The organism is Streptomyces tyrfis (assembly GCF_037034285.1).
In the GTDB taxonomy this organism is placed as follows: domain Bacteria; phylum Actinomycetota; class Actinomycetes; order Streptomycetales; family Streptomycetaceae; genus Streptomyces.
Genome location: NZ_JBAGJZ010000003.1, coordinates 104,488 through 123,213, shown reverse-complemented (window position 1 = coordinate 123,213; position 18,726 = coordinate 104,488). Strand labels below are relative to the sequence as shown.

14 protein-coding genes, 1 tRNA gene and 1 pseudogene are annotated in these 18,726 nt (G+C 71.8%); 6 read left to right on the top strand and 10 right to left on the bottom strand.

Annotated features, from left to right (window positions below; genetic code table 11):
• Positions 1-140: 140 nt before the first annotated feature.
• On the bottom strand, positions 141-1,235 hold the full coding sequence (locus WA762_RS03720) for a LacI family DNA-binding transcriptional regulator (RefSeq protein ID WP_335932836.1): 1,095 nt from the start codon (positions 1,233-1,235) through the stop codon (positions 141-143).
• Between the two features lie 272 nt (positions 1,236-1,507).
• Positions 1,508-2,494 (bottom strand): hydroxyacid dehydrogenase, encoded by a 987-nt coding sequence (locus WA762_RS03715; protein ID WP_335932834.1) that lies wholly within the window; start codon positions 2,492-2,494, stop codon positions 1,508-1,510.
• A gap of 341 nt (positions 2,495-2,835) precedes the next feature.
• On the opposite strand from WA762_RS03715, the gene WA762_RS03710 reads away from it, so the two are divergent.
• The 5 genes from WA762_RS03710 to WA762_RS03690 all read left to right on the top strand — a co-directional run bounded on the left by WA762_RS03710 (position 2,836) and on the right by WA762_RS03690 (position 10,258).
• The gene (locus WA762_RS03710; protein ID WP_335932833.1) at positions 2,836-3,846 is read left to right on the top strand and encodes an ABC transporter permease; all 1,011 of its coding nucleotides are present in this window, start codon (positions 2,836-2,838) and stop codon (positions 3,844-3,846) included.
• Positions 3,847-3,928: 82 nt separating this feature from the next.
• On the top strand, positions 3,929-4,789 hold the full coding sequence (locus tag WA762_RS03705) for a carbohydrate ABC transporter permease (RefSeq protein WP_335933021.1): 861 nt from the start codon (positions 3,929-3,931) through the stop codon (positions 4,787-4,789).
• Between the two features lie 116 nt (positions 4,790-4,905).
• Positions 4,906-6,579, top strand: coding sequence for a type 2 periplasmic-binding domain-containing protein (locus WA762_RS03700; RefSeq protein ID WP_335932832.1), 1,674 nt, complete (start codon positions 4,906-4,908; stop codon positions 6,577-6,579).
• On the top strand, positions 6,576-8,042 hold the full coding sequence (locus WA762_RS03695; protein WP_335932830.1) for a M1 family metallopeptidase: 1,467 nt from the start codon (positions 6,576-6,578) through the stop codon (positions 8,040-8,042). Before WA762_RS03700 ends, WA762_RS03695 begins: the two co-directional genes overlap by 4 nt.
• Complete coding sequence (locus WA762_RS03690) at positions 8,039-10,258, top strand: right-handed parallel beta-helix repeat-containing protein (protein WP_335932829.1); 2,220 nt, start codon at positions 8,039-8,041, stop codon at positions 10,256-10,258. The genes WA762_RS03695 and WA762_RS03690 overlap by 4 nt, the downstream gene beginning before the upstream one ends.
• Positions 10,259-10,403: 145 nt before the next feature.
• Here the strand turns inward: WA762_RS03690 and WA762_RS03685 are convergent, their stop codons facing one another.
• Positions 10,404-11,306: a transketolase family protein gene (locus WA762_RS03685; RefSeq protein WP_335932827.1), complete on the bottom strand. Its 903-nt coding sequence runs from the start codon at positions 11,304-11,306 to the stop codon at positions 10,404-10,406.
• A 56-nt stretch (positions 11,307-11,362) separates the two neighbouring features.
• Positions 11,363-12,064 (bottom strand): transketolase, encoded by a 702-nt coding sequence (locus tag WA762_RS03680; protein WP_335932825.1) that lies wholly within the window; start codon positions 12,062-12,064, stop codon positions 11,363-11,365.
• Between the two features lie 125 nt (positions 12,065-12,189).
• Here WA762_RS03680 and WA762_RS03675 point away from each other — a divergent pair.
• Positions 12,190-12,263, top strand: a tRNA-Pro gene (locus tag WA762_RS03675).
• A 61-nt stretch (positions 12,264-12,324) separates the two neighbouring features.
• On the opposite strand, the pseudogene WA762_RS03670 reads toward WA762_RS03675, so the two are convergent.
• From WA762_RS03670 to WA762_RS03645, 6 genes and pseudogenes are all read right to left on the bottom strand, one after another.
• A pseudogene (locus tag WA762_RS03670) lies at positions 12,325-12,605 on the bottom strand (recombinase RecA); the annotation flags it as partial.
• Positions 12,606-12,730: 125 nt separating this feature from the next.
• The gene (locus WA762_RS03665; protein WP_335932823.1) at positions 12,731-14,305 is read right to left on the bottom strand and encodes a sensor histidine kinase; all 1,575 of its coding nucleotides are present in this window, start codon (positions 14,303-14,305) and stop codon (positions 12,731-12,733) included.
• Positions 14,302-15,051, bottom strand: coding sequence for a response regulator transcription factor (locus tag WA762_RS03660; protein ID WP_335932821.1), 750 nt, complete (start codon positions 15,049-15,051; stop codon positions 14,302-14,304). The genes WA762_RS03665 and WA762_RS03660 overlap by 4 nt, the downstream gene beginning before the upstream one ends.
• Before the next feature lie 174 nt (positions 15,052-15,225).
• Positions 15,226-17,013, bottom strand: a complete 1,788-nt coding sequence (locus tag WA762_RS03655; RefSeq protein WP_335932820.1) for a CotH kinase family protein — start codon at positions 17,011-17,013, stop codon at positions 15,226-15,228.
• Positions 17,013-17,696, bottom strand: a complete 684-nt coding sequence (locus WA762_RS03650) for a DUF4956 domain-containing protein (RefSeq protein ID WP_335932819.1) — start codon at positions 17,694-17,696, stop codon at positions 17,013-17,015. Before WA762_RS03650 ends, WA762_RS03655 begins: the two co-directional genes overlap by 1 nt.
• Complete coding sequence (locus WA762_RS03645) at positions 17,693-18,637, bottom strand: polyphosphate polymerase domain-containing protein (protein WP_335932818.1); 945 nt, start codon at positions 18,635-18,637, stop codon at positions 17,693-17,695. Before WA762_RS03645 ends, WA762_RS03650 begins: the two co-directional genes overlap by 4 nt.
• Positions 18,638-18,726: the final 89 nt, after the last annotated feature.

Sequence of the window (18,726 nt, the reverse complement as noted above, 5' to 3'; positions counted from 1 at the left end):
GGAAACGGGTGAAGGGCGAAGGCGTGCGGAACGAACCTGCTCGGCGCCAGCATGTAAGCGGTTGCTACAGAGTCGCAAGGGGTGGCGGAAATTTACTGTTGTTTTCTATGGCCTACCGGGGGAGGCCGCGGGGTAACCGGTCACCCCCGGACGGTCCGTCGCGGTCGTGCGGCGACGGAATCGCGTACCACGATGTGGGTGCCCAGCCGCAGGGTGCCCGTGGCCGGCTCGCGCCACTCGTCCTCGTCCCCGCCGCTGACGGCCAGCCGGACCGCCTGCCGCCCCAGCTCCTCCAGCGGAACGTGGACTGTGGTCAGCCGGGGACGCAGCTCCTGGGCGACGGGGATGTCGTCGTACCCCACCAGCGACATGTCGTCCGGCACCCGCACCCCGGCCTCCTCCAGGGCCTGCGCCACGCCCGCCGCGACCATGTCGTTCGCGGCGAACACAGCGGTGAAGTCGGGTCCTTCCCGGAGCAGTTCGGCCATCCGGCGGTAGCCGAAGCCGCGGCTGAAGGCGCCCGCGTGGACCAGCTCCGGGTCCGGGGCGACGCCGCGCAGCTCCAGGGCCCGGTGGTGGCCGGCCAGCCGGTCGCGGGTGGTGGAGAGCCTGGGCGGCCCGCCCAGGTAGAGGATGCGTTCGTGGCCCTGCATCAGCAGATGGTCGGTGATGGCGAAGGCGCCGCCCTCGTTGTCGTACTCCACCGAGACGGTGGGGACCCCCTCGCCCAGCGGCGGCCTGCCGCACAGCACGAGCTTCGAGCCACCCGCGTCCAGGTCCCGCGCCCTGCGGGCCAGTTCGGCGGTGTAGCCGCGGTCCGCGAGGGACCCGCCGACCACGACCACGGCGTCGGCCCTGCGTTCGTGCATCAGATCGATGAAGGCGAGCTCGCGCTGCGGGTCGCCCTGGGTGCAGCACACCAGGCACAGCCGCCCGCCCAGCGCCGCCTCCCGCTCCACACCGCGCGAGATGTACGCGTAGAACGGGTCGATGAGCTCGTTGACGATGATGCCCACGGTGCGGTTGGACACCCCGGCCAGGGCGCGGGCGTGGGCGTTGACGACATAGCCGAGCTCGCGCATCGCGGCCTCGACCCGCTCCCGGGTCGCCTCGGCGACCGGGTAGTTGCGGTTGAGCACGCGGGAGACGGTGGCGGTCGACACGCCCGCCCGTCGTGCGACGTCGGTGACCGTCGCACGGCGCTGCCCGTCCGCGGCTGAACTCTGCCGGCGCATCCGGCTCACCCCCTGGTGACTGTGGTGTGACGCAGAGCCTAGGGCCTGTCCTCGGACCGGCGTCGTTCGGCCGGAGGCCGGGCTGTGCGGCGGCCGGGCGCGGCTCTGCGGGAGGATCCTCGACGCCCGGCGCGGCGCGTCGCGGGACGGAGGGCCGCCCGGGCGACGTGCGGCCCCGGCCTCCGGCCGCGCCCTCGCCGCCCGGCGCGTCCGGGGCGTGCCGCACCGGAGGCCGCCCCGGCGACGGGCCCCGGCACGCGCGGGGACGTGCCTCACGCGATCCTGCCGAGGTCGGCCCGGCGCACCGGGTGGTCGAACGGCGCGCCCCGCGCGTACCGGGCCAGCTCCTCGACGGCGAGCGCCCCGAGCCGGCCCACCTCGTTGCCCTGGGCCCCCGCCAGATGCGGGGTGAGGAACACGTTCGGCAGGTCCCACAGGGGATGGTCGCGCGGCAGCGGCTCCGGCGAGGTCACGTCCAGCACCGCGTCCAGTCGGCCGCTCACCAGATCGGCGGTGAGCGCCTCGGTGTCCACCAGGGGGCCCCGGGCCGTGTTGACCAGCAGGGTGCCGGGGCGCATCAGGCCGATCCGCCGGGCGTCGACGATGCCCCGGGTCTCGGCCGTGTCGGGCGCGTGCAGGGTCACCACGTCGCTGGTCGCCACCAGGGTGTCCAGGTCGGTCCGGGTGACGCCGAGCCGTTGTGCCTCGGCCGCGCCGACGTAGGGGTCGTACAGCAGCACCTCGGCGTCGATGACCCGGAGCAGTTCGATGACCCGGCGGCCGATCCGGGACGCGCCGACCACTCCGACGGTCAGGCCGTGCGTGCCGAGCCAGTGCTGGCGGTCGAGGTCGGCGCCGGTGCGGTGGGTGCGCCGGGTCCGGAACAGGCCGGCCAGCGGGAAGACCCGTTTGGCGCCCATGATGATCGCCGCCAGGGTGAACTCCGCGACCGGCAGCGCGTTGGCGGAGGCCGCCGACGAGACGAGGATCCCCCGGTCGAACGCGACGGGGGACAGGAACGTCTTCACCGTGCCGGCCGCGTGGATCACGGCTCGCAGCGCCGGAGCCCGGTCCAGCAGGGCGGCGTCGACGGGCGGACAGCCCCAGCCGGTGAGCAGGACCTCCGCGGCGCCCAGCGCCTCGGCGGCCTCCGGCGAGTCGAAATCCCCGATCACCTGGGGCCGGAGGAGATCGGCGGTCTCCTCCAGCCGGGCCCGCACCGGCGGCGGGAAGACGTCGTCGAGGAGCCCGGGGCTCATGGCCAGGACCGTGCGGGGTCGCCGCGCGGGCGGCGCTCCGGCCCCGCCACCGGAATGAGCCGGTGCCTCTTCGGTGGTTCGCACCCTGCCTCCGGATAGTAATCGTGTTCTATGGGTTGACCGGAACGCTAAGGAGCGTGGTGGCTGACCGTCAAGCTCTCCGCCCGGTGAAGTGTCCTGACAGCAGGCGAATGTGTGGATTCGTCACTACGGATTCCTGCGATCGACGCTTCATGGGCTGGACGACTTTCGGCCGGTCTCTTGACGCTTGGGTTAACCGCTTACTAACTTGCCGCCCCAGAAGGCCGACCATGCGCCACCCAGCCGAACAGGACGCCCCCATGGCTGAAACTGCACCCCCCTTGCCGCGGGAGAAGCGGCCCGAGGCCGAGACGCCCCCGCCGCCCACCGGCCGGCCCGTCGTCGCGCGCCACCGGCTGACGCTCCGCCAGCGGCTCAAGCGCGACCGGGTCATGCTGCTGCTGACCCTGCCCGGTCTGCTGTACTTCGTCGTCTTCCACTACGTGCCGCTGCTGGGCTACGTGGTGGCGTTCCAGGACTACCAGCCGTACCTCGGCTACATGCACAGCGTCTGGGTGGGCTTCGCCAACTTCACCGCTGCGTTCGGCGAACCGGCCTTCTGGTCCGCCACGTTCAACACCCTGGAGATCGCCCTCGTCCAGCTGGTGTTCTTCTTCCCGATCCCGGTCGCCCTGGCCCTGCTGCTCAACAGCATCGCCAGCGACCGCATCCGGCGGTTCGTGCAGAGCGTCGTCTATCTGCCGCACTTCATCGGCTGGGTCATCATCGTCTCGATCTTCCAGCAGATCCTGGGCGGCGCCGGACTCCTGCCCGACGTGCTCGACGGACTGGGACTGCCCCGCTACGACATGATGAGCGACCCCGACGCCTTCCCCTGGCTGCTGACCCTCCAGGTGGCCTGGAAGGACGCCGGCTGGGGCACGATCATCATCCTCGCCGCGCTGCTCAACATCGACAAACAGCAGTACGAGGCCGCCGCGATCGACGGCGCGGGCCGGACCCGCCGCCTGTGGCACGTGACCCTCCCGGGCATCGCCCCGGTGCTGATCCTGCTGCTCATCCTCAACCTCGGGCAGATCCTCTCCGTCGGCTTCGAGCAGATCCTGCTCCAGCGCGACGCGGTCGGCCCCGACGCGGGCGAGGTGCTCGACACCTACGTCTACTACCACGGCATCAAGGACAACGACTGGGGCGTCGCCGCCGCCGTCGGACTCGTCAAGGCGGTCATCGGCACCGCACTCGTCCTCGGCGCGAACAAGTTCGCCCACCGGCTCGGCCACGAAGGGGTGTACCGCGGTGCTGACCGCTGAGAAGACGCGCGCCACGACGCGCCCCGCCACACCGCGGCCCCCGGCCGCCACCGCCCGTACGTCCGAGGGCCGGCCCCCGTGGATGGAACGGCCGACCCGCCTCGGACAGGCCGCCAAGGCCGTCGCCGTGGTCGTGGTCGTCCTCGCCGTCGCCTACCCGCTGGTCGGCGTCATCGGCACGAGCTTCGCCTCGCAGACCGACATCATCAAGAGCTCCGGCCTGGTGCTGTGGCCCGACCACCCCACCCTGGACGCCTACCGCACCATCTTCACCGGCGGAGTCGTCACCCGGGCCCTGGTCGTCTCCGTCGGCATCACCGTCCTCGGCACCCTCGCCAGCCTGCTGGTCACCGTCGGCATGGCGTACGGGCTCTCCCGGCGCGACGTCACCGGCTCCCGCTTCATCCTGATGACGGCCCTGTTCACGATGCTCTTCAACGCGGGCATCATCCCGAACTTCCTGCTCGTCAAGGGGCTCGGCCTGTACGACACCTATGCGGCCCTCGTCATGCCCACCCTGGTCAGCGCCTTCAACCTGGTGGTCCTGCGGTCCTTCTTCATGAACCTGCCGGAGGAGCTGTACGACGCCGCCAAGGTCGACGGCGCCGGCGACTTCCGCATCCTGGTGCGGATCGTCCTGCCGCTGTCCAAGGCCGTCCTCGCCGTGATCAGCCTCTTCTACGCGGTGACGTACTGGAACGCCTTCTTCAACGCGCTCCTGTACCTCAACGACTCCGACAAGTGGCCGCTGCCGATGGTGCTGCGCACCTACGTCCTCCAGGGCCAGAGCCTGAACGCGGCCTCGGCCGGCGAGGTCCTCGCCCCGCAGCAGGCCGTGCAGATGGCGGTGCTGGTGATCGCCGTCGTACCGATCCTCTGCGTCTACCCGTTCCTCCAGCGCTACTTCACCAAGGGCGTCCTCACCGGCGCCATCAAGGGCTGAGAGGCGCCGGGCGACCCGCCGCCGGCGCACGGCCGCCCGGTCCGGGGCCACCCGACCGCCTCTCGGCGAAGCCGCCGCCCCCCACTTCCTCCCTCCCCTCTCCCAAGGAGATCCAGGTGCCGAGCTCCACCCCCATCAACCGCAGAACGCTCTTCCGCATGGGCGCCGGCGTCGGCCTCGGACTGGCCGCCGCCCCGCTGCTCGCCGCCTGCGGCGACGGCGGAACGACCGCGAAGGCCGAGGCCAAGAGCGCCTCGCTGCTCCCCGACACCGCCGTCCGCAACATCGGCCTCGCGCCCGACCTCCAGGGCACCGCCGCCGGCGTCCCGCAGGGCTTCTTCCGCTACCCGGCCAAGCCGCTGCGCGCCACGAAGGGCGCCCCGCTCAAGGGCGCGGAGCCGATCAGCGCGACGATGGAGACCTTCTCCCCGCCGCCGCCCGCCCGCGGCAAGAACGCCGCCTGGCAGGCGATCGAGAAGCTGCTCGGCGGCCGGGTGGACATCACCGCCGTCCCCGCCGACGACTACGGCACCAAGTTCTCCACCATGGTCGCCAGCGACAGCCTGCCCGACCTCTTCATGTACCCGGAGAGCGGCGGCGTCGACAACAAGGCCGCCTTCCTCCAGGCCACCTGCGCCGACCTCACCCCGCACCTCGCCGGGGACAAGGTCAAGGACTACCCGAACCTCGCCGCCATCCCGAAGGCCGCCTGGCAGTCCGCGATCTTCGGCGGGAAGCTCTACGGCATCCCGATCGCCCGCACCGGCACCGGCGGCGCCGGCTTCTACCGCCACGACCTGTTCGCCGAGGCCGGCGTCACCAGCCTCGACCAGATCACCGGCCTCGACCGGTTCGTCGAGCTCTGCAAGGAACTCACCCGGCCGAAGAAGGACCAGTACGCCATCATCGCGGGCGCCACCACCATGCTCGCCATGTCCGCCGGCGCGCCCTCGGCCTGGCGGCTGGACGAGAAGACCGGCAAGTTCACCCTCGACCTGGAGACGCCGGAGTACCGCAAGGCCGTCGAGACCGCCCGGCTGCTGTACAAGGAGGGCTGCTACTACCCGGGCACCCTCCAGATGTCCGGGGCGCAGAAGGCCCAGTACACGGACATGTTCAAGAACGGCAAGGGCGCCTACGTCTACGACGGCATGCCCACCTACCTGGCGCCCGGCGTCGGCTACGTCGCCGCCATGAAGGCCATCGACAAGACGTACGACCCGCGCCCGTTCGTTCCGGTCGGCAAGGACGCCGTCGCCTGGATGGACAACGTCAAGCTGGAGAACACCCACGTCAAGAAGGCGTCCGGGGAACGCGTCGAGCAGATCCTCGCCCTGGCCGACTTCGCCGCCTCCCCGTTCGGCAGCCAGGAGTACACACTCATCAACTACGGCGTCGAGGGCACCGACTTCACCCGCGACGCCAAGGGCAACCCCGCGCTCACCAAGCAGGGCACCCAGGACATCACCGTGCCCTGGAAGTTCATGGCCTCGGCGGTTCCCGCGATCTTCAGCGCCGACTCGGAGCAGGGCGTCCGGCACGTCCACGACGCGTTCACGAAGATGATCCCGATGATGGTGCCCGACCCCACACTCCAGTACTCGTCACCCACCTGGGACTCGAAGGGCACCGGCAGCCTCTACACGCTCAAGCAGGACGCGCTCAAGGACATCATCGCCGGCCGCAAGCCCATGTCCGCCTACGACCAGCTCATCAAGGACTACCTGGCCAAGGGCGGCGAGAAGGCCCGCGGCGAGTTCGAGGAAGCCGTCCAGAAGGGGAAGAAGTGACGACGCGACGCGCACTTCTCCGGTTCGGCGGCGCGGCGGTCGCGGCCGCGGCCGCCGTCCCCGCCCTCGGCTCGCCCGCCGCCGCCCGCGCGCACGGCTTCGACCCGAAGCCCGGCTCGGACGGCGTCGGCGACCCGCTGTTCCCGACCCTCGGCAACGGCGGCTACCAGGTCACCCACTACGACCTCACCTTCGACTTCACCCCGGTGACCTACGACTTCACCGCCGTCGTGAAGATCCACGCCAAGGCCACCCAGGACCTCTCCGCGTTCAACCTGGACACCGACGGACACACCATCGACTCCGTGACCGTCGCCGGCCGCCCCGCCCGCGGGGAGCTGTCGCCCGGCCGCAGCGGCCAGGAACTCACCGTCACCCCCGCCCGCCCCCTCCACCGCGGCCAGGCGTTCACCACCGAGATCCACTACCGGGGCAACGGCAAGGACCCCCGGCTCGGCCTGTCCGGCTGGAAGTTCGGCAGCGACGGCGGGTTCGCCTCCGCCGCCCAGTCCTCCCGCGCCGACACCTTCCTGCCCTGCAACGACACCCCGTCCGACAAGGCCACCTGGACCTTCCACATCAGCGCCCCGCCGGGCTACGTCGCCACCGCCAACGGCGAACTCCTCCGCCGGACACCGCGCGCCGACGGCTCCACCGTCTGGCACTTCGCCCTGCGCGAGCGGATGGCCACCGAACTCATCGGCATCGCCGTCGTCAAGGGCTCCTACCTGTACGGCACCAGCCACCGCGGACTGCCCCTGCGCCACATCGTCCCGCAGGGCCAGGAGGACGCCTACGCGCCGATCGTGGCCCGCACCCCCGACCATCTCGCCTGGCTGGAGGCGAAGTTCGGCCGCTACCCGTTCTCCGTCTACGGCGTCCACATCTACGACGGCTACACCGACGCCCTGGAGAACCAGACCCTCTCCCTGTTCTCCACCAACTGGTTCAAACCCGACGCCCAGGGGCGGCCGGGCTACGAGACCACCATGGTCCACGAACTCGTCCACCAGTGGTTCGGCGACTCCGTCACCCCGCACGACTGGCAGCAGGCCTGGCTCAACGAGGGCCCCGCCGTCTACTACGCGGGCCTGTACGCCGAGGAACGCGGCTGGTCGGTCCTCGACGACAAGATGCGGACCACATACGGCAAGCTCGACGCCGTCCGCGCCGCCGACGGCCCGCCCGGACTCCCCGGGGCGCTCGGCGGCATGAACATCTACGACGGCGGCGCGCTGGTCCTGTACGCGCTCCGGCTGCGCACCGGGCAGCGGAACTTCGAACGGGTCATGCGCGAGTGGGTGCGCCGCTTCAAGGACTCCACGTACACCAGCGAGGACTTCATCCGGCACACCGTCGACGTCACCGGCGACCGGTCCCTCGACCCGTTCCTGCGCGACTGGCTCTTCGGAGCCGTGAACCCGCCCATGCCCGGCCGCCCCGACTGGAAGGCATCCGTGTGACACGCCGTCTCCCGCACGTCGTCCGAGGAACCGCCGCCACCGTCACCGCCGCCCTGCTGACCGCCCTCCTCGCCGCGCCCACGGCGCTGGCCGCACCGGAGCCCGCACGCACCCTGTACGCGGCCCCCGGCGGACACGGCGCCGCCTGCACGGCCGCCCGCCCCTGCACCCTCCAGGGCGCCCGCGACCGGGCCCGCGCCGAGACCCGGCGCGACGTCCGCGTCCTGCTGAAGGACGGAACGTACCGGCTCGACCAGCCCCTCCGGCTCGGCGCCGCCGACTCCGGGAAGAACGGCCACACCATCACCTGGACCGCGGCGCCCGGCGCCCGCCCGGTCCTCTCCGGCGGCCGGGACATCACCGGCTGGCGGCCGGGCGCCGACGGCGCCTGGACCGCCGACGTCCCCGCCGGAGTCACGCCCCGGCAGCTCTTCGTCGACGGCGAACGCGCAGTCCGGGCCCGCGGCGCGGCCTGCCCGGCGAGCGTCTGCGACGCCACCGCCGCCGGCATGACCGGCGCCACCGCCACCGGGATCGCCGACTGGCGGCGCCCCACCGACGCCGAGGCCGTCATCCGGATCCGCTGGCGCGACTACCACTGCCGGATCACCGCGGTCGACGGCGACGCCCTGTCCTTCGCCCGGCCCTGCTGGACCAACGCGTCCAGCGGAACCGACCGCACCGGCCCCTCCTGGGACACCACCACCGTCGACTCCGCCCGCTACAACGGCGTCGCGTTCTTCGAGAACGCCCGCGAACTCCTCGACGAACCGGGCGAGTTCGTCTGGGACTCGAAGGCCCGCACGGTCACCTACCTGCCGCGTCCGGGCGAGGACATGCGCCGCGCCCGGACCGTCGCCCCGCACACCGAGCGACTGCTCGTCATCGACGGCGCCCACGACATCACCGTCGGCGGGATCGGCTTCGCGTACGCGGCGTACCGCCGGCCCGGCACCGACGAGGGCTACGCGGGAACCCAGGCCGGTCTCACCCTCACCGGCGCCACCGGCCCGGTCGACCACGCGGGCCGCTTCTACACCAAGCCGGCCGCCGCCGTCACCGTCCGCGGCGGCCGGCGCGTCCACATCGACGACGCCCGCTTCGGCCGGCTCGGCGGTGCGGGAGCGATCCTGGAGGCGGGAACCAAGGACAGCTCCCTGACCCGCTCCTCCTTCACCGACCTCTCCTCCGGCGCGGTGTACGTCGGCGACACCGAGCCGATGCCCGTCCGGGCCCTCGCGGGCGAACGCAACACCGTCGCGTACAACACCATCACCCGCACCGGCGTCGAGTACACCGACTCCGTGGGCATCTGGGCCGGCTACGAGGCCGGGCTGACCGTCGACCACAACAGCCTGGACCACCTCCCGTACTCCGGCATCTCCGTCGGCTGGGGCTGGAACCAGCCCGAGGCGCGGAAGTCGGTCCTGCGCGACAACAGGGTGACCGACAACCGCATCACCGACGTCATGGAGACCGACAAGGCCCAGCACGACGGCGGAGCGATCTACACCCAGGGCGCGCAGCCGGGCACGGTGATCTCCGGCAACTACATCAACCGCTCCGCCTTCGGCAACACCGAACGCGACGGCAACGGCGTCTACCTCGACGAGCAGTCCTCGCACATCCTCGTCGAGCACAACGTCGTCACCCGCGTCGGCTACAAGTGGGTCTCCAACTGGGCCGACTACGGAGTGCACAACACCGTCCGGGGCAACTGGACCGACACCGCCGCACCCGCGCTCGGCGGCGAGGGCTCCGTCATGACCGGCAACCTCACCGGACTGGACCGACTCCCGGCCGAGGCGCTCGCCGTCGCCGCCCGGGCGGGGGCCCGCGGCGGCCCGGTCGAGCCGCTCCGCACCGACCTGGCCCGCACCGGGACGGCGACCCAGTCCTCCACCGAGGGAGCCGCCACCGCGGCGCTGGCCCTGGACGGCGACACCACCACCGACACCCGCACCCTCTCCGAGGCGGGCGCCTGGTGGCAGGCAGACCTCGGCGCCAGGAAGCACATCCGGCGCATCGAGATCTGGAACGACGCCTCCGCCACCACGGGCGACTTCGACGTCGTCACCGACGACACGACCGTCCACGTCGACGGGAAGGCACTGCGCCCGACCGTCCTGGACCTGGACAGCAAGACCCGCACGGTACGCGTCGTGGCCTCCGGCACGGGCCGGGTGGCCCTGTCCCAGGTGCTGATCCACCCGTGACACCCGTCCCGCCGCCCGGCGCCCGCCGTCCACGGGGCGGCGGGACGGGAACGGGGCACGGAGGCCGCCGGTCCGCCCGGCCGGCGGCCCCCGCTCCCGTTCCCGGACGGGGCCGTGCCCGCGCCACCGGCGGCCCCGCCCCGCCTCACCGGTGCAGGAACGCGCCGATCCGCTCCCGCAGCCCCCGCGCGTCGAGACCGTGCGCGGCCAGGTGTTCGTCCATCTCCCCGTACTTGCGCAGCTCGGCCCGCCCCACGCCCAGCCCCAGCACCCGGTGCGGCACCTCGGCGAGCGCGTCGTTGACCGCCGCCGTGGACGTCCCCGCCAGATACGGCTCCACGACCACCACGTCGGCGGCCCGGCCGGCCCCGACCGCCCGCCGCAGCCCTGCCCCGTCGAACGGGCGCACCGTCGTCGCGTACAGCACGGTCACGTCGAGGCCCTCGGTCGCCGCGAGCACGTTGTCGAGCATCGGCCCGACCGCGATCACGACCCCGGTCGCGCCCTCCCGCACGGCCGTGAGACCGGTACCCGTGCCGACCGGCCGCGCCCGGTCGTTCGACTGGAGCGACAGCCGCACGTACACCCGGTCGTCCCCGGCCGCCGCCTGCCGGAGGAGCGCCTCCGCCTCGTCCGGGTGGCCCGGGACCTGGATCGTCCAGCCGTCGAGGGTGTCCATGAGGGCGACATCGCCCGGCGCCATATGGGTGAAGCCACCGGCCGGCCAGTCGTACGAAGCCCCGGCGCTCACCAGCACCCCGCCCACTCCCTGATGGCCGAAGTCCAGTTTGACCTGCTCGAACGGGCGCTCCACCAGGAAGCTGGCGAAGGTGTGCACGATCGGCCGCAGGCCCGCGAGCGCCATCCCGGCCCCGGTGCCGATCAGCAGCTGCTCCCTGATCCCCACGTTGACGACCCGGTCCGGATGGGCCCGCTCGGCCGGCGCGAATCCGTCCCGGCTGATCTCCGCCAGGACGAGCGCGAGGCGGGGGTCCTCGTCCAGCATCTGCGACACGGTCGAGATGAACCGGTCACGCATCGTGTCCATGTGAAAGTCCTTCTTTCGTTCGTTCTGCGGCGTCCTCGTCGGCTCCGCGCGGCCGGTCAGTCCTTGGGAGCGACGTGCGCGACCACCGCGCGCGGCCGTCCCGGGTGCGGCGCGGTGAACGCCTCGCGCATGGCCCGGTGGTCGCGCCCGTCGACGGAGGCGACCGACCAGCCGGCCGCCTCGAACCGGGCGGCGATCCCGCCGGGCCGCGCGTGCGACGCCGACGCGTTGTCGATCACCACGGTGTGCAACCGCTCCAGCCCGGCCGGACCCGCGTACGCGATCGCCTCGTGATTGCTGCCCTCGTCCAGCTCGGCGTCCCCGATCAGGACCCACACCCGGGGCTCGGTCAGCCCCCGCGCCCGCAGTCCGAGCGCGGTCCCCACGGCCAGCGGCAGGCCGTGTCCCAGCGAGCCGCTGCCGATCTCCACCCCCGGCACCAGCGTCCGGTCCGGATGGTGTCCGAGCGGCGAGTCGTAGGTCCCGAACCCGGGCAGCAGCTCCTCGTCGAAGAAGCCGTGCGCGGCCAGGACGGCGTAGTACGCCATCGGCCCGTGCCCCTTGGAGAGCAGGAAGCGGTCGCGGTCGGGCGCGTCGGCCGTCGCGGGCGTCACCCGTAGCACTCCGTCGTAGAGCACCCACAGCGCGTCCAGGGTGGAGGTCGCGGCCGGGCCGTGCTTCTCGTCCCCCGTCATCAGGCTCATCAGCCGGTCCATGTCGCCGTAGTCGGCGGTCCTCGTGCCAGTCGTCCTCGTCATGCGTCCAGCGTTGAACATCAAGCTCGGTTGAGGTCAAGCGGGAAAGGCGTTCGTGACCACCCGCCCGAGTGCGGTATTGTTCTCATGCGCGTTCGGCCAGGGAAAAACCCAGGTCAGGCGGGCATCGGGACGTGGCGCAGCTTGGTAGCGCACTTGACTGGGGGTCAAGGGGTCGCAGGTTCAAATCCTGTCGTCCCGACTGGAGACAGTCGCAGGTCAGGGCCGGTTTCGGAGCAATCCGAAACCGGCCCTCGGCCATTCTCGGGTCCGTCCTTCAGCGTCTCGATCCTGCGGATGTCGAGGCGCACCGACGCGTGGAACGTGAGGGCCCGGCCACCGGTCGCGATCTCCGGCGATCCGAACATCACGCCGATCTTCTCGCGCAGCTGGTCGATGAAGACCGCCGTGGTCCTGGACTGGTCGAGCGCACCGGTGATCTTCCGCAGGGCCTGGCTCATCGGACGGCCCGGAGACCCGCGTGCGAGTCGCCCATCTCGCCCTCGATCTCCGCGCGCGGCACGAGCGCGGCGACGGAGTCGACGGGGAGGCGGAGGCGGCCGTCCGTGTGAGGCGGAGGCGGCCGTCTCACACGGCGGCGAAGGCGCCGGCGAGCGCGATTTCCGGGATCATCGCCCTTCGCGGTGCGGCGGCTCGGTTCCGGTGCGGTCACGTCCGGACCGGATCACGGAGAGCCTCGTCGGTGCCGGCGCCGTCCTCCGGGGCGGGGGCCGAGTCGGGCAGCAGCAGGCGGAAGGTGCAGCCTTCACCGGGGCGGTTGTCCAGTTCGAGACGCCCGCCGTGGGCGCCGGCGATGGCGGCGGCGATGGCGAGCCCGAGGCCGGCGCCGGGTTCGGAGCCGGCCTCGGCGGGCCGGCCGAGCGGGGTGGCGCGATAGAAGCGGTCGAAGACGCGGGCGGCTTCCGCGGGCTCGATGCCGGGGCCGTCGTCGGCGACCTCGATGACGCTGACGGGTGCGTCGGGCGGCGGCTGCGGGCCGCTGCCGGGGCCCTGCGACACGGGAGTCCGGCTCGCGCCGATCCGGACGTGGACGCGGGTTCCCGCGGGCGTGTGGACGCAGGCGTTGGACAGCAGGTTGCCCAGGACCTGGGCGAGTTGATGCGGGTCGCCGGGCGCCTCGATGACGTCGAGGTCGTGTTCGGGACCGGCGGAGCGGGCGGCGAGCGGCTCCAGGCCGATGTCGTGGTGCGGGTGGCGTATCGCGGTGGTGGCGATCGCGTCGGCCGCCAGGGAGAGGAGGTCGACGGGTTCGCGGTGCACGGCCGGTGTGTCGCTGTCGCCGAGCTTGGCGAGGAGGAACAGGTCGTCGACGAGACGGCTCATGCGGTCGGCGTTGTGGACGATCAGGGTGTGCGCCTCGCGGCGTCGGCCGGCCGCCATGTCGGGTTCGTCGAGGAGGAGTTCGGCGAAGCCCTGGACGGCGGTGAGCGGGGTGCGCAGTTCGTGGCCGGCGTCCGCGAGGAAGCGCCGCAGCTGCTGTTCGGAGGTCTCGGTGCGGTGCAACGCGGTGCGCAGGCGGTCGAGCATGGTGTTGAGGGCCAGACCGAGGCGGCCGACCTCGGTGTCCGGGTCCGTCACGGGGACGTTGAGCTCCAGGGCGCCCTCGGTGATGCGCTGGGCGGTGCGCTCGACGCGGGTCAGCGGGCGCAGCCCCAGGCGGACCGCACCGTTGCCCAGGACGACCACCCCGACGGCGACGGCGACGCCGAGGCCGAGACTGAGCCACAGGAGTTTGGCCGTGGCGCCGTCCACCGTGTCCAGCGGCAGTGCGACGACGGCGCGCATCCGGTCCGGCCCGGGGTAGGAGATCACCCGCCACCCCGACCAGGAGGCGTCGCCTTCGGCCGGGACGGTGCTCAGCTGTCCGGCGGCCAGGTTCAAGTCGGCCGCGTGCCGGGGGAGTCGGGGTCCGGATCCGTCTCCGCTGCCCAGCGAGGTGGGCAGCAGGCGTCCGTTCGCGTCGTAGAAGAAGACGCGGTAGTCCGAGGGCAGCGCGTCGTCCGAGCCCGGTGGCCGCAGCGAGCCCTCGGCGAGGTCCCGGTAGACGCGGTCCGGCGGGCGGAAGTGGGAGAGCCGTTCGTCGACCTGGTCGGTGAGCCAGCCCCGCAGCACGGCGAGGCCGGCGAGCTGGCACAGGAGGACGGCGCCGGTCGCCAGCAGTCCGGCGATCAGGACGAGGCGCCCGCGCAGGGAGCGCGGGCGCGGGAGGCGGGGCCGCCTCATCGCTTAGCCGTGCCGGTCTCGTCGCGCGCCAGCCGCAGGCAGTAGCCGACCCCGCGCACCGTGTGGATCAGCGACGGCCCGTCGCGGTCGATCTTGCGGCGCAGGTTCTTGACGTAGGTGTCGACGATGCGGGTGTCGCCGGAGAAGTCGTATCGCCAGACCTGCTGGAGGATCTCCGGCTTCTCCAGAACGTGTTCGGGCCTGGCCAGCAGACAGGCCAGGAGCCGGAACTCGGTCGGCGACAGCTTCAGCGGGCGGCCCGCGCGCCGCACTTCGTGGGTGCTGTCGTCCAGGGTGAGGTCGGCGTAGCGCAGCGGCGGACGGGCGCCGGTGGCGGAGGCGGGCGCTCCGCAGCGGCGCAGGATGGCGCGTATGCGCAGCAGCACCTCCTGGACGTGGAAGGGCTTGGTGACGTAGTCGTCGCCGCCGGAGCTCAGGCCGATGATGCGGTCCTCGACATCGGTCCGGGCGGTGAGGAAGAGCACCGGCGTGTAGACGCCCTGGGCGCGCAGGTCGCGGGTGAGCCGGAAGCCGTCGGTGTCGGGCAGCATCACATCGAGGACGATCAGACTGGGGCGGCGGCTTCCGGCCTCGAACATGGCCTCCTGCCCGCTGGACGCGCTCGCCACCGCGTAGCCGGCCGCGGTGAGGGCGGAGGTGAGCAGGGTGCGGATGCTGGCGTCGTCCTCCACGACCAGGACGGTGTGGCCGGCGGCGGGCGTGCGCGCAGGGGTGTGCTTGTCCATCACGTTCTTGCACCTCGAGTTACGGGCGGTGGAGCCGCGACACGGCGGTCCTGGTCGTGCGGCGCGACGGCGGGCGGAGACACCGTACGCGCGAGCGTGAGCCGGTCTCGCATGGAGATGTTCCGGCGTCCCGGGCGGCCCCCTCGGGGCGAGGCGTCCGGGACGCCGGAACTGTCAGCCGGTCACCGCCTTGTTCGCGGCCAGGGCCGTGGCGCGGTCGGTGACGGTCTTCTGGAGCTCGGCCACGGCGGTGTCCAGCGCCTTGGAGCCGGCGCCCGCGGACCTGGCCTGCTCCGCGATGGCTCCGAGCGCCTCCGCCGCCGTGCCGGAGCCGTAGAACTTCTGGTAGAGCTCCCGGTAGGCCTTCTTGTAGACGCCGTCGAAGGCATCGGACTCCAGGAACTTGGTCTTGAGGACGTGCTGCATGAAGCCGCCCCTGCCGCCCTTCGGGTCCGCACCGCCGTCCCGACCGGGCATCGGCTGTCCGGGACCGCCGTCCGGGCCGCCGTCGGCCGTGCCGCCGGGCGCGCCGTCCGGCATCCCCGGCGGCATCCCTTCGGGCATGCCTTCGGGCATGCCTTCGGGCATGCCGCTCGGCTTCGCCTCGGGCCGGTTTGCGGGCGCGCCGGAGGGAGCGGCGCCGCCCGCGGGCGGCTGCCGCGCGTCGCCCTTCTCCCCGGCGGCGCCGTCGTCCTTCCCGCCGGCTGCGGCTCCGGGCAGGCCGCCCATGCCGATCGAGTCGTCGGGACCGGCTGTCGCGTCCCCGCTGAAGGCCAGGTTGTAGTCCCAGCCCAGGACGGAGAACTTCTTGGTGTCCAGGTCGTACCTGAGCAGGTAGTTCTTGCCCGGTCCGGACATGTCGTCGAAGTTCAGCAGCAGGTTCTGGGCGGCGAGATAGGCGGCGAAGGAGTCGACGTCGACGTACTTGCCGAGGTCGCGGGCGAATTCCTCGTCCGAGGCGCTGTTGGCCCATCGGATGAGTTTCATCACCGGTTCGAGGTCCTGGCTGCCCTTCTTGTTGAGCTGCTTGAAGGACCTCTCGTACTCGGTCGGGTCGTCGCCTCGGTACTCGAAGCTGCCGCTCGCCCTCGCCTTGTAGAGCACCCCGTTGCCGTCGGCGACGTCATCGGCGTAGTCGGTGTCGGGCGCCTCGACCATGAGGCGGGTGGCGGTGGGCCGGTTGTTCACCTTCAGCTCGGTGAAGCCGTACCGCTCGGCCTTCTGGCCGCCGGCCTTGGTCAGGGCCAGCGAGAGCGCCTCGTTGAGCGGCGCCTGGCCGTTGCCGCCGGGGCGCAGCGAGATCTCCCGCTCGCCCTGGTAGGCGCGGCCCTCGACGTACTCGTCGATCTTGACGAGCCAGGGCAGTTCCTCGGGCTTGTCCGCGGAGAGGTCGTACTGCACCATCCCGCCAGGACCGCCCATCCCCCCGGGACCGCCCGGACCGCCGCCCGCCTTCCGGTCCTGGCGGTCCCGGCCTCCGGCCGCGCCGGGGGCGCCGGGCGGAGCGCCCTGCGCGGCGTCGGGGAAGCGCCGGTCGCCACCGGGCATGCCCTTTCCGCCGCGCAGGGACGACAGCGTGGAGTTCCCCTTGAGACGGATCCCGACGGAGTCGAGGCGGACGCCGTCGATGACGAGATCGGCCTCGATGTAGTCCTTGGTGCCGTCCTTCTTGAACTCCTTCATCATCTTGTCGAAGTCGGTCTGCTGGTAGGTGAGCCGGATCGAGTGCGGCACCGAGGCGTCGTACAGGTCCACCGTCCCCCCGACGTCGTCGGTGATGGCGTCCGCCTCGACCCGTGAGGACGACGTCACGTACGGGGAGACCCGCACGTCGCCGAGGAAGGCGACCATCGCGGCGAGCCCGACGCCCAGCGCCCCGGCCGGCTTCCAGTGGTGACGCAGCCGGACGGGCACCCGGTCCCGCAGCCGTCGCCCGCGCCGCGCGGTGGTCCCGCCGCTCATCACAGGTCCGTCGTGTCGTAACCGGTCAGCACGGTGACCCGCTGGCCGGACGTACGCTCCTGCAGGGCCGTGACCAGGTCGCCGGGCTCGGCCCCCTTCTTCAACCGCACCGTGTAGAAGACCTCGTTGAGCGCCCCGCCGCGGATCGTCTCCGTGCTGACCAGTTCGAACTCGCTCGTGTACTTGATCAGCACGTCACGGATCTGCGGCGTGTAGTCGTCGCCGGCCGGTACCTGGACCTTGACGACCTGCCGCTGCACGTTCAGAGCGAACCAGTCGAACTTGAACATCGCCAGGACGACGGCGCAGATCACGACGGCGCCGACCGCGGCCAGCGTGTAGAACCGGGCGCCGCACGCCATGCCGATCGCCATGGCCAGGAAGATGAAGCCGACGTCCCGGGTCTCCTTGACCGCGTTGCGGAAGCGGACCACGGACAAGGCGCCGACCAGGGAGAACGCGCGGGCCAGATTCGAGCCGACGACCAGCATGATCAGGGCGACGATCATGCCCACAATGACCAGGGTCTGCACGTAGGACTGGCTGTAGGAGACGTTGCGGTGCGTGTACCGGTACACATAGCCGATCAGTGTGGACAGGATGAACGACAACGCCATCGCCGCCACGACGTCGGCCACGCTGAACGTGCCGCTGAGTTCCTGCAGATCGAGATCGAAGTTCACTGTGCTCCTGCCTTCAACGACGCGGCGGGCCGCGTCGGCCGCTCCTGTGGCGGCTGCTCTTCAATGGGGGTGGTGCGCGGCGGACAGTCCGCCTCGGCGATGTGGAAGACCGAACGCGGCGCCATGCCGAACGCCTCGACGGACTGCACGTACTTCGAGATCCGTACGAGGTTGAGGTCGCGCCGCGCGGCCAGGTCGGTGATCCAGTGCGGGGTGCGCTCGTTCACCTTGATCTCCATCACGGAGAGGTGCGGCGGGAGCGTGAACCGGTTCTCCGGCGTCTCGACGCCGAAGTGGAAGTCCCGGTCCCGGCCGCGGACGCGGCGGTCGAAGGTGACCCGGAGGCCGGTGTCCGCGTCCCGCCCGACCAGCGCCTCGCGCTGATAGCCGGTGATGACGGTGGGCCGCAGGTCGAGCCGTACGACCAGTTCGAGGACCTCCTGGACGAAGGCGCTCTCCTTCGCGGAGTGGTCCACCATCTCCCGCTCGTCGCACAACCGCCGCGCCACGCCGTAGGGAAGAGTGATGCGGCGCTTCTGCGTGACGCGGTTGACGCGCTGCTTGATCTCCACGCAGACCGGCGAGTCGTCGGTGACCCCGTCGGGGCTGCCGTAGTGCCGGATGCGCAGCTTGCGACGGAACTTCAGGCCCTCGATCTTCTCCCAGTAGAACCGGAGCCGAGGAGTGTCGTAGTACAGGCTCCACACGCCGTAGCCGCCGACCGGGCTGTGCGGGTCGCGGTCCATCCGCTCGGCCAACTCGTCGCGGATGTCGGCCGCTTGTTCGACCGGGACCAGGTACTTCAGCTCGAACCGGTTGAACGCGTGCAGCCGACTGGCCACATGCAACGGCTCCTCGCCCTCCCGGCCCCCGCCATCGGCTGCCCGGGCCTCTTCTCCCCGGGCCACGCGCGCCGCGGCTGCCTTCGTCAGGAACACCATGCGCCTCCTCGCTCATCTCCTGCGGACCGACCGGCCTCGGACACGCAACCAACGGCGCATGAGGAGCCCATGAGAATCACGTGTTGATT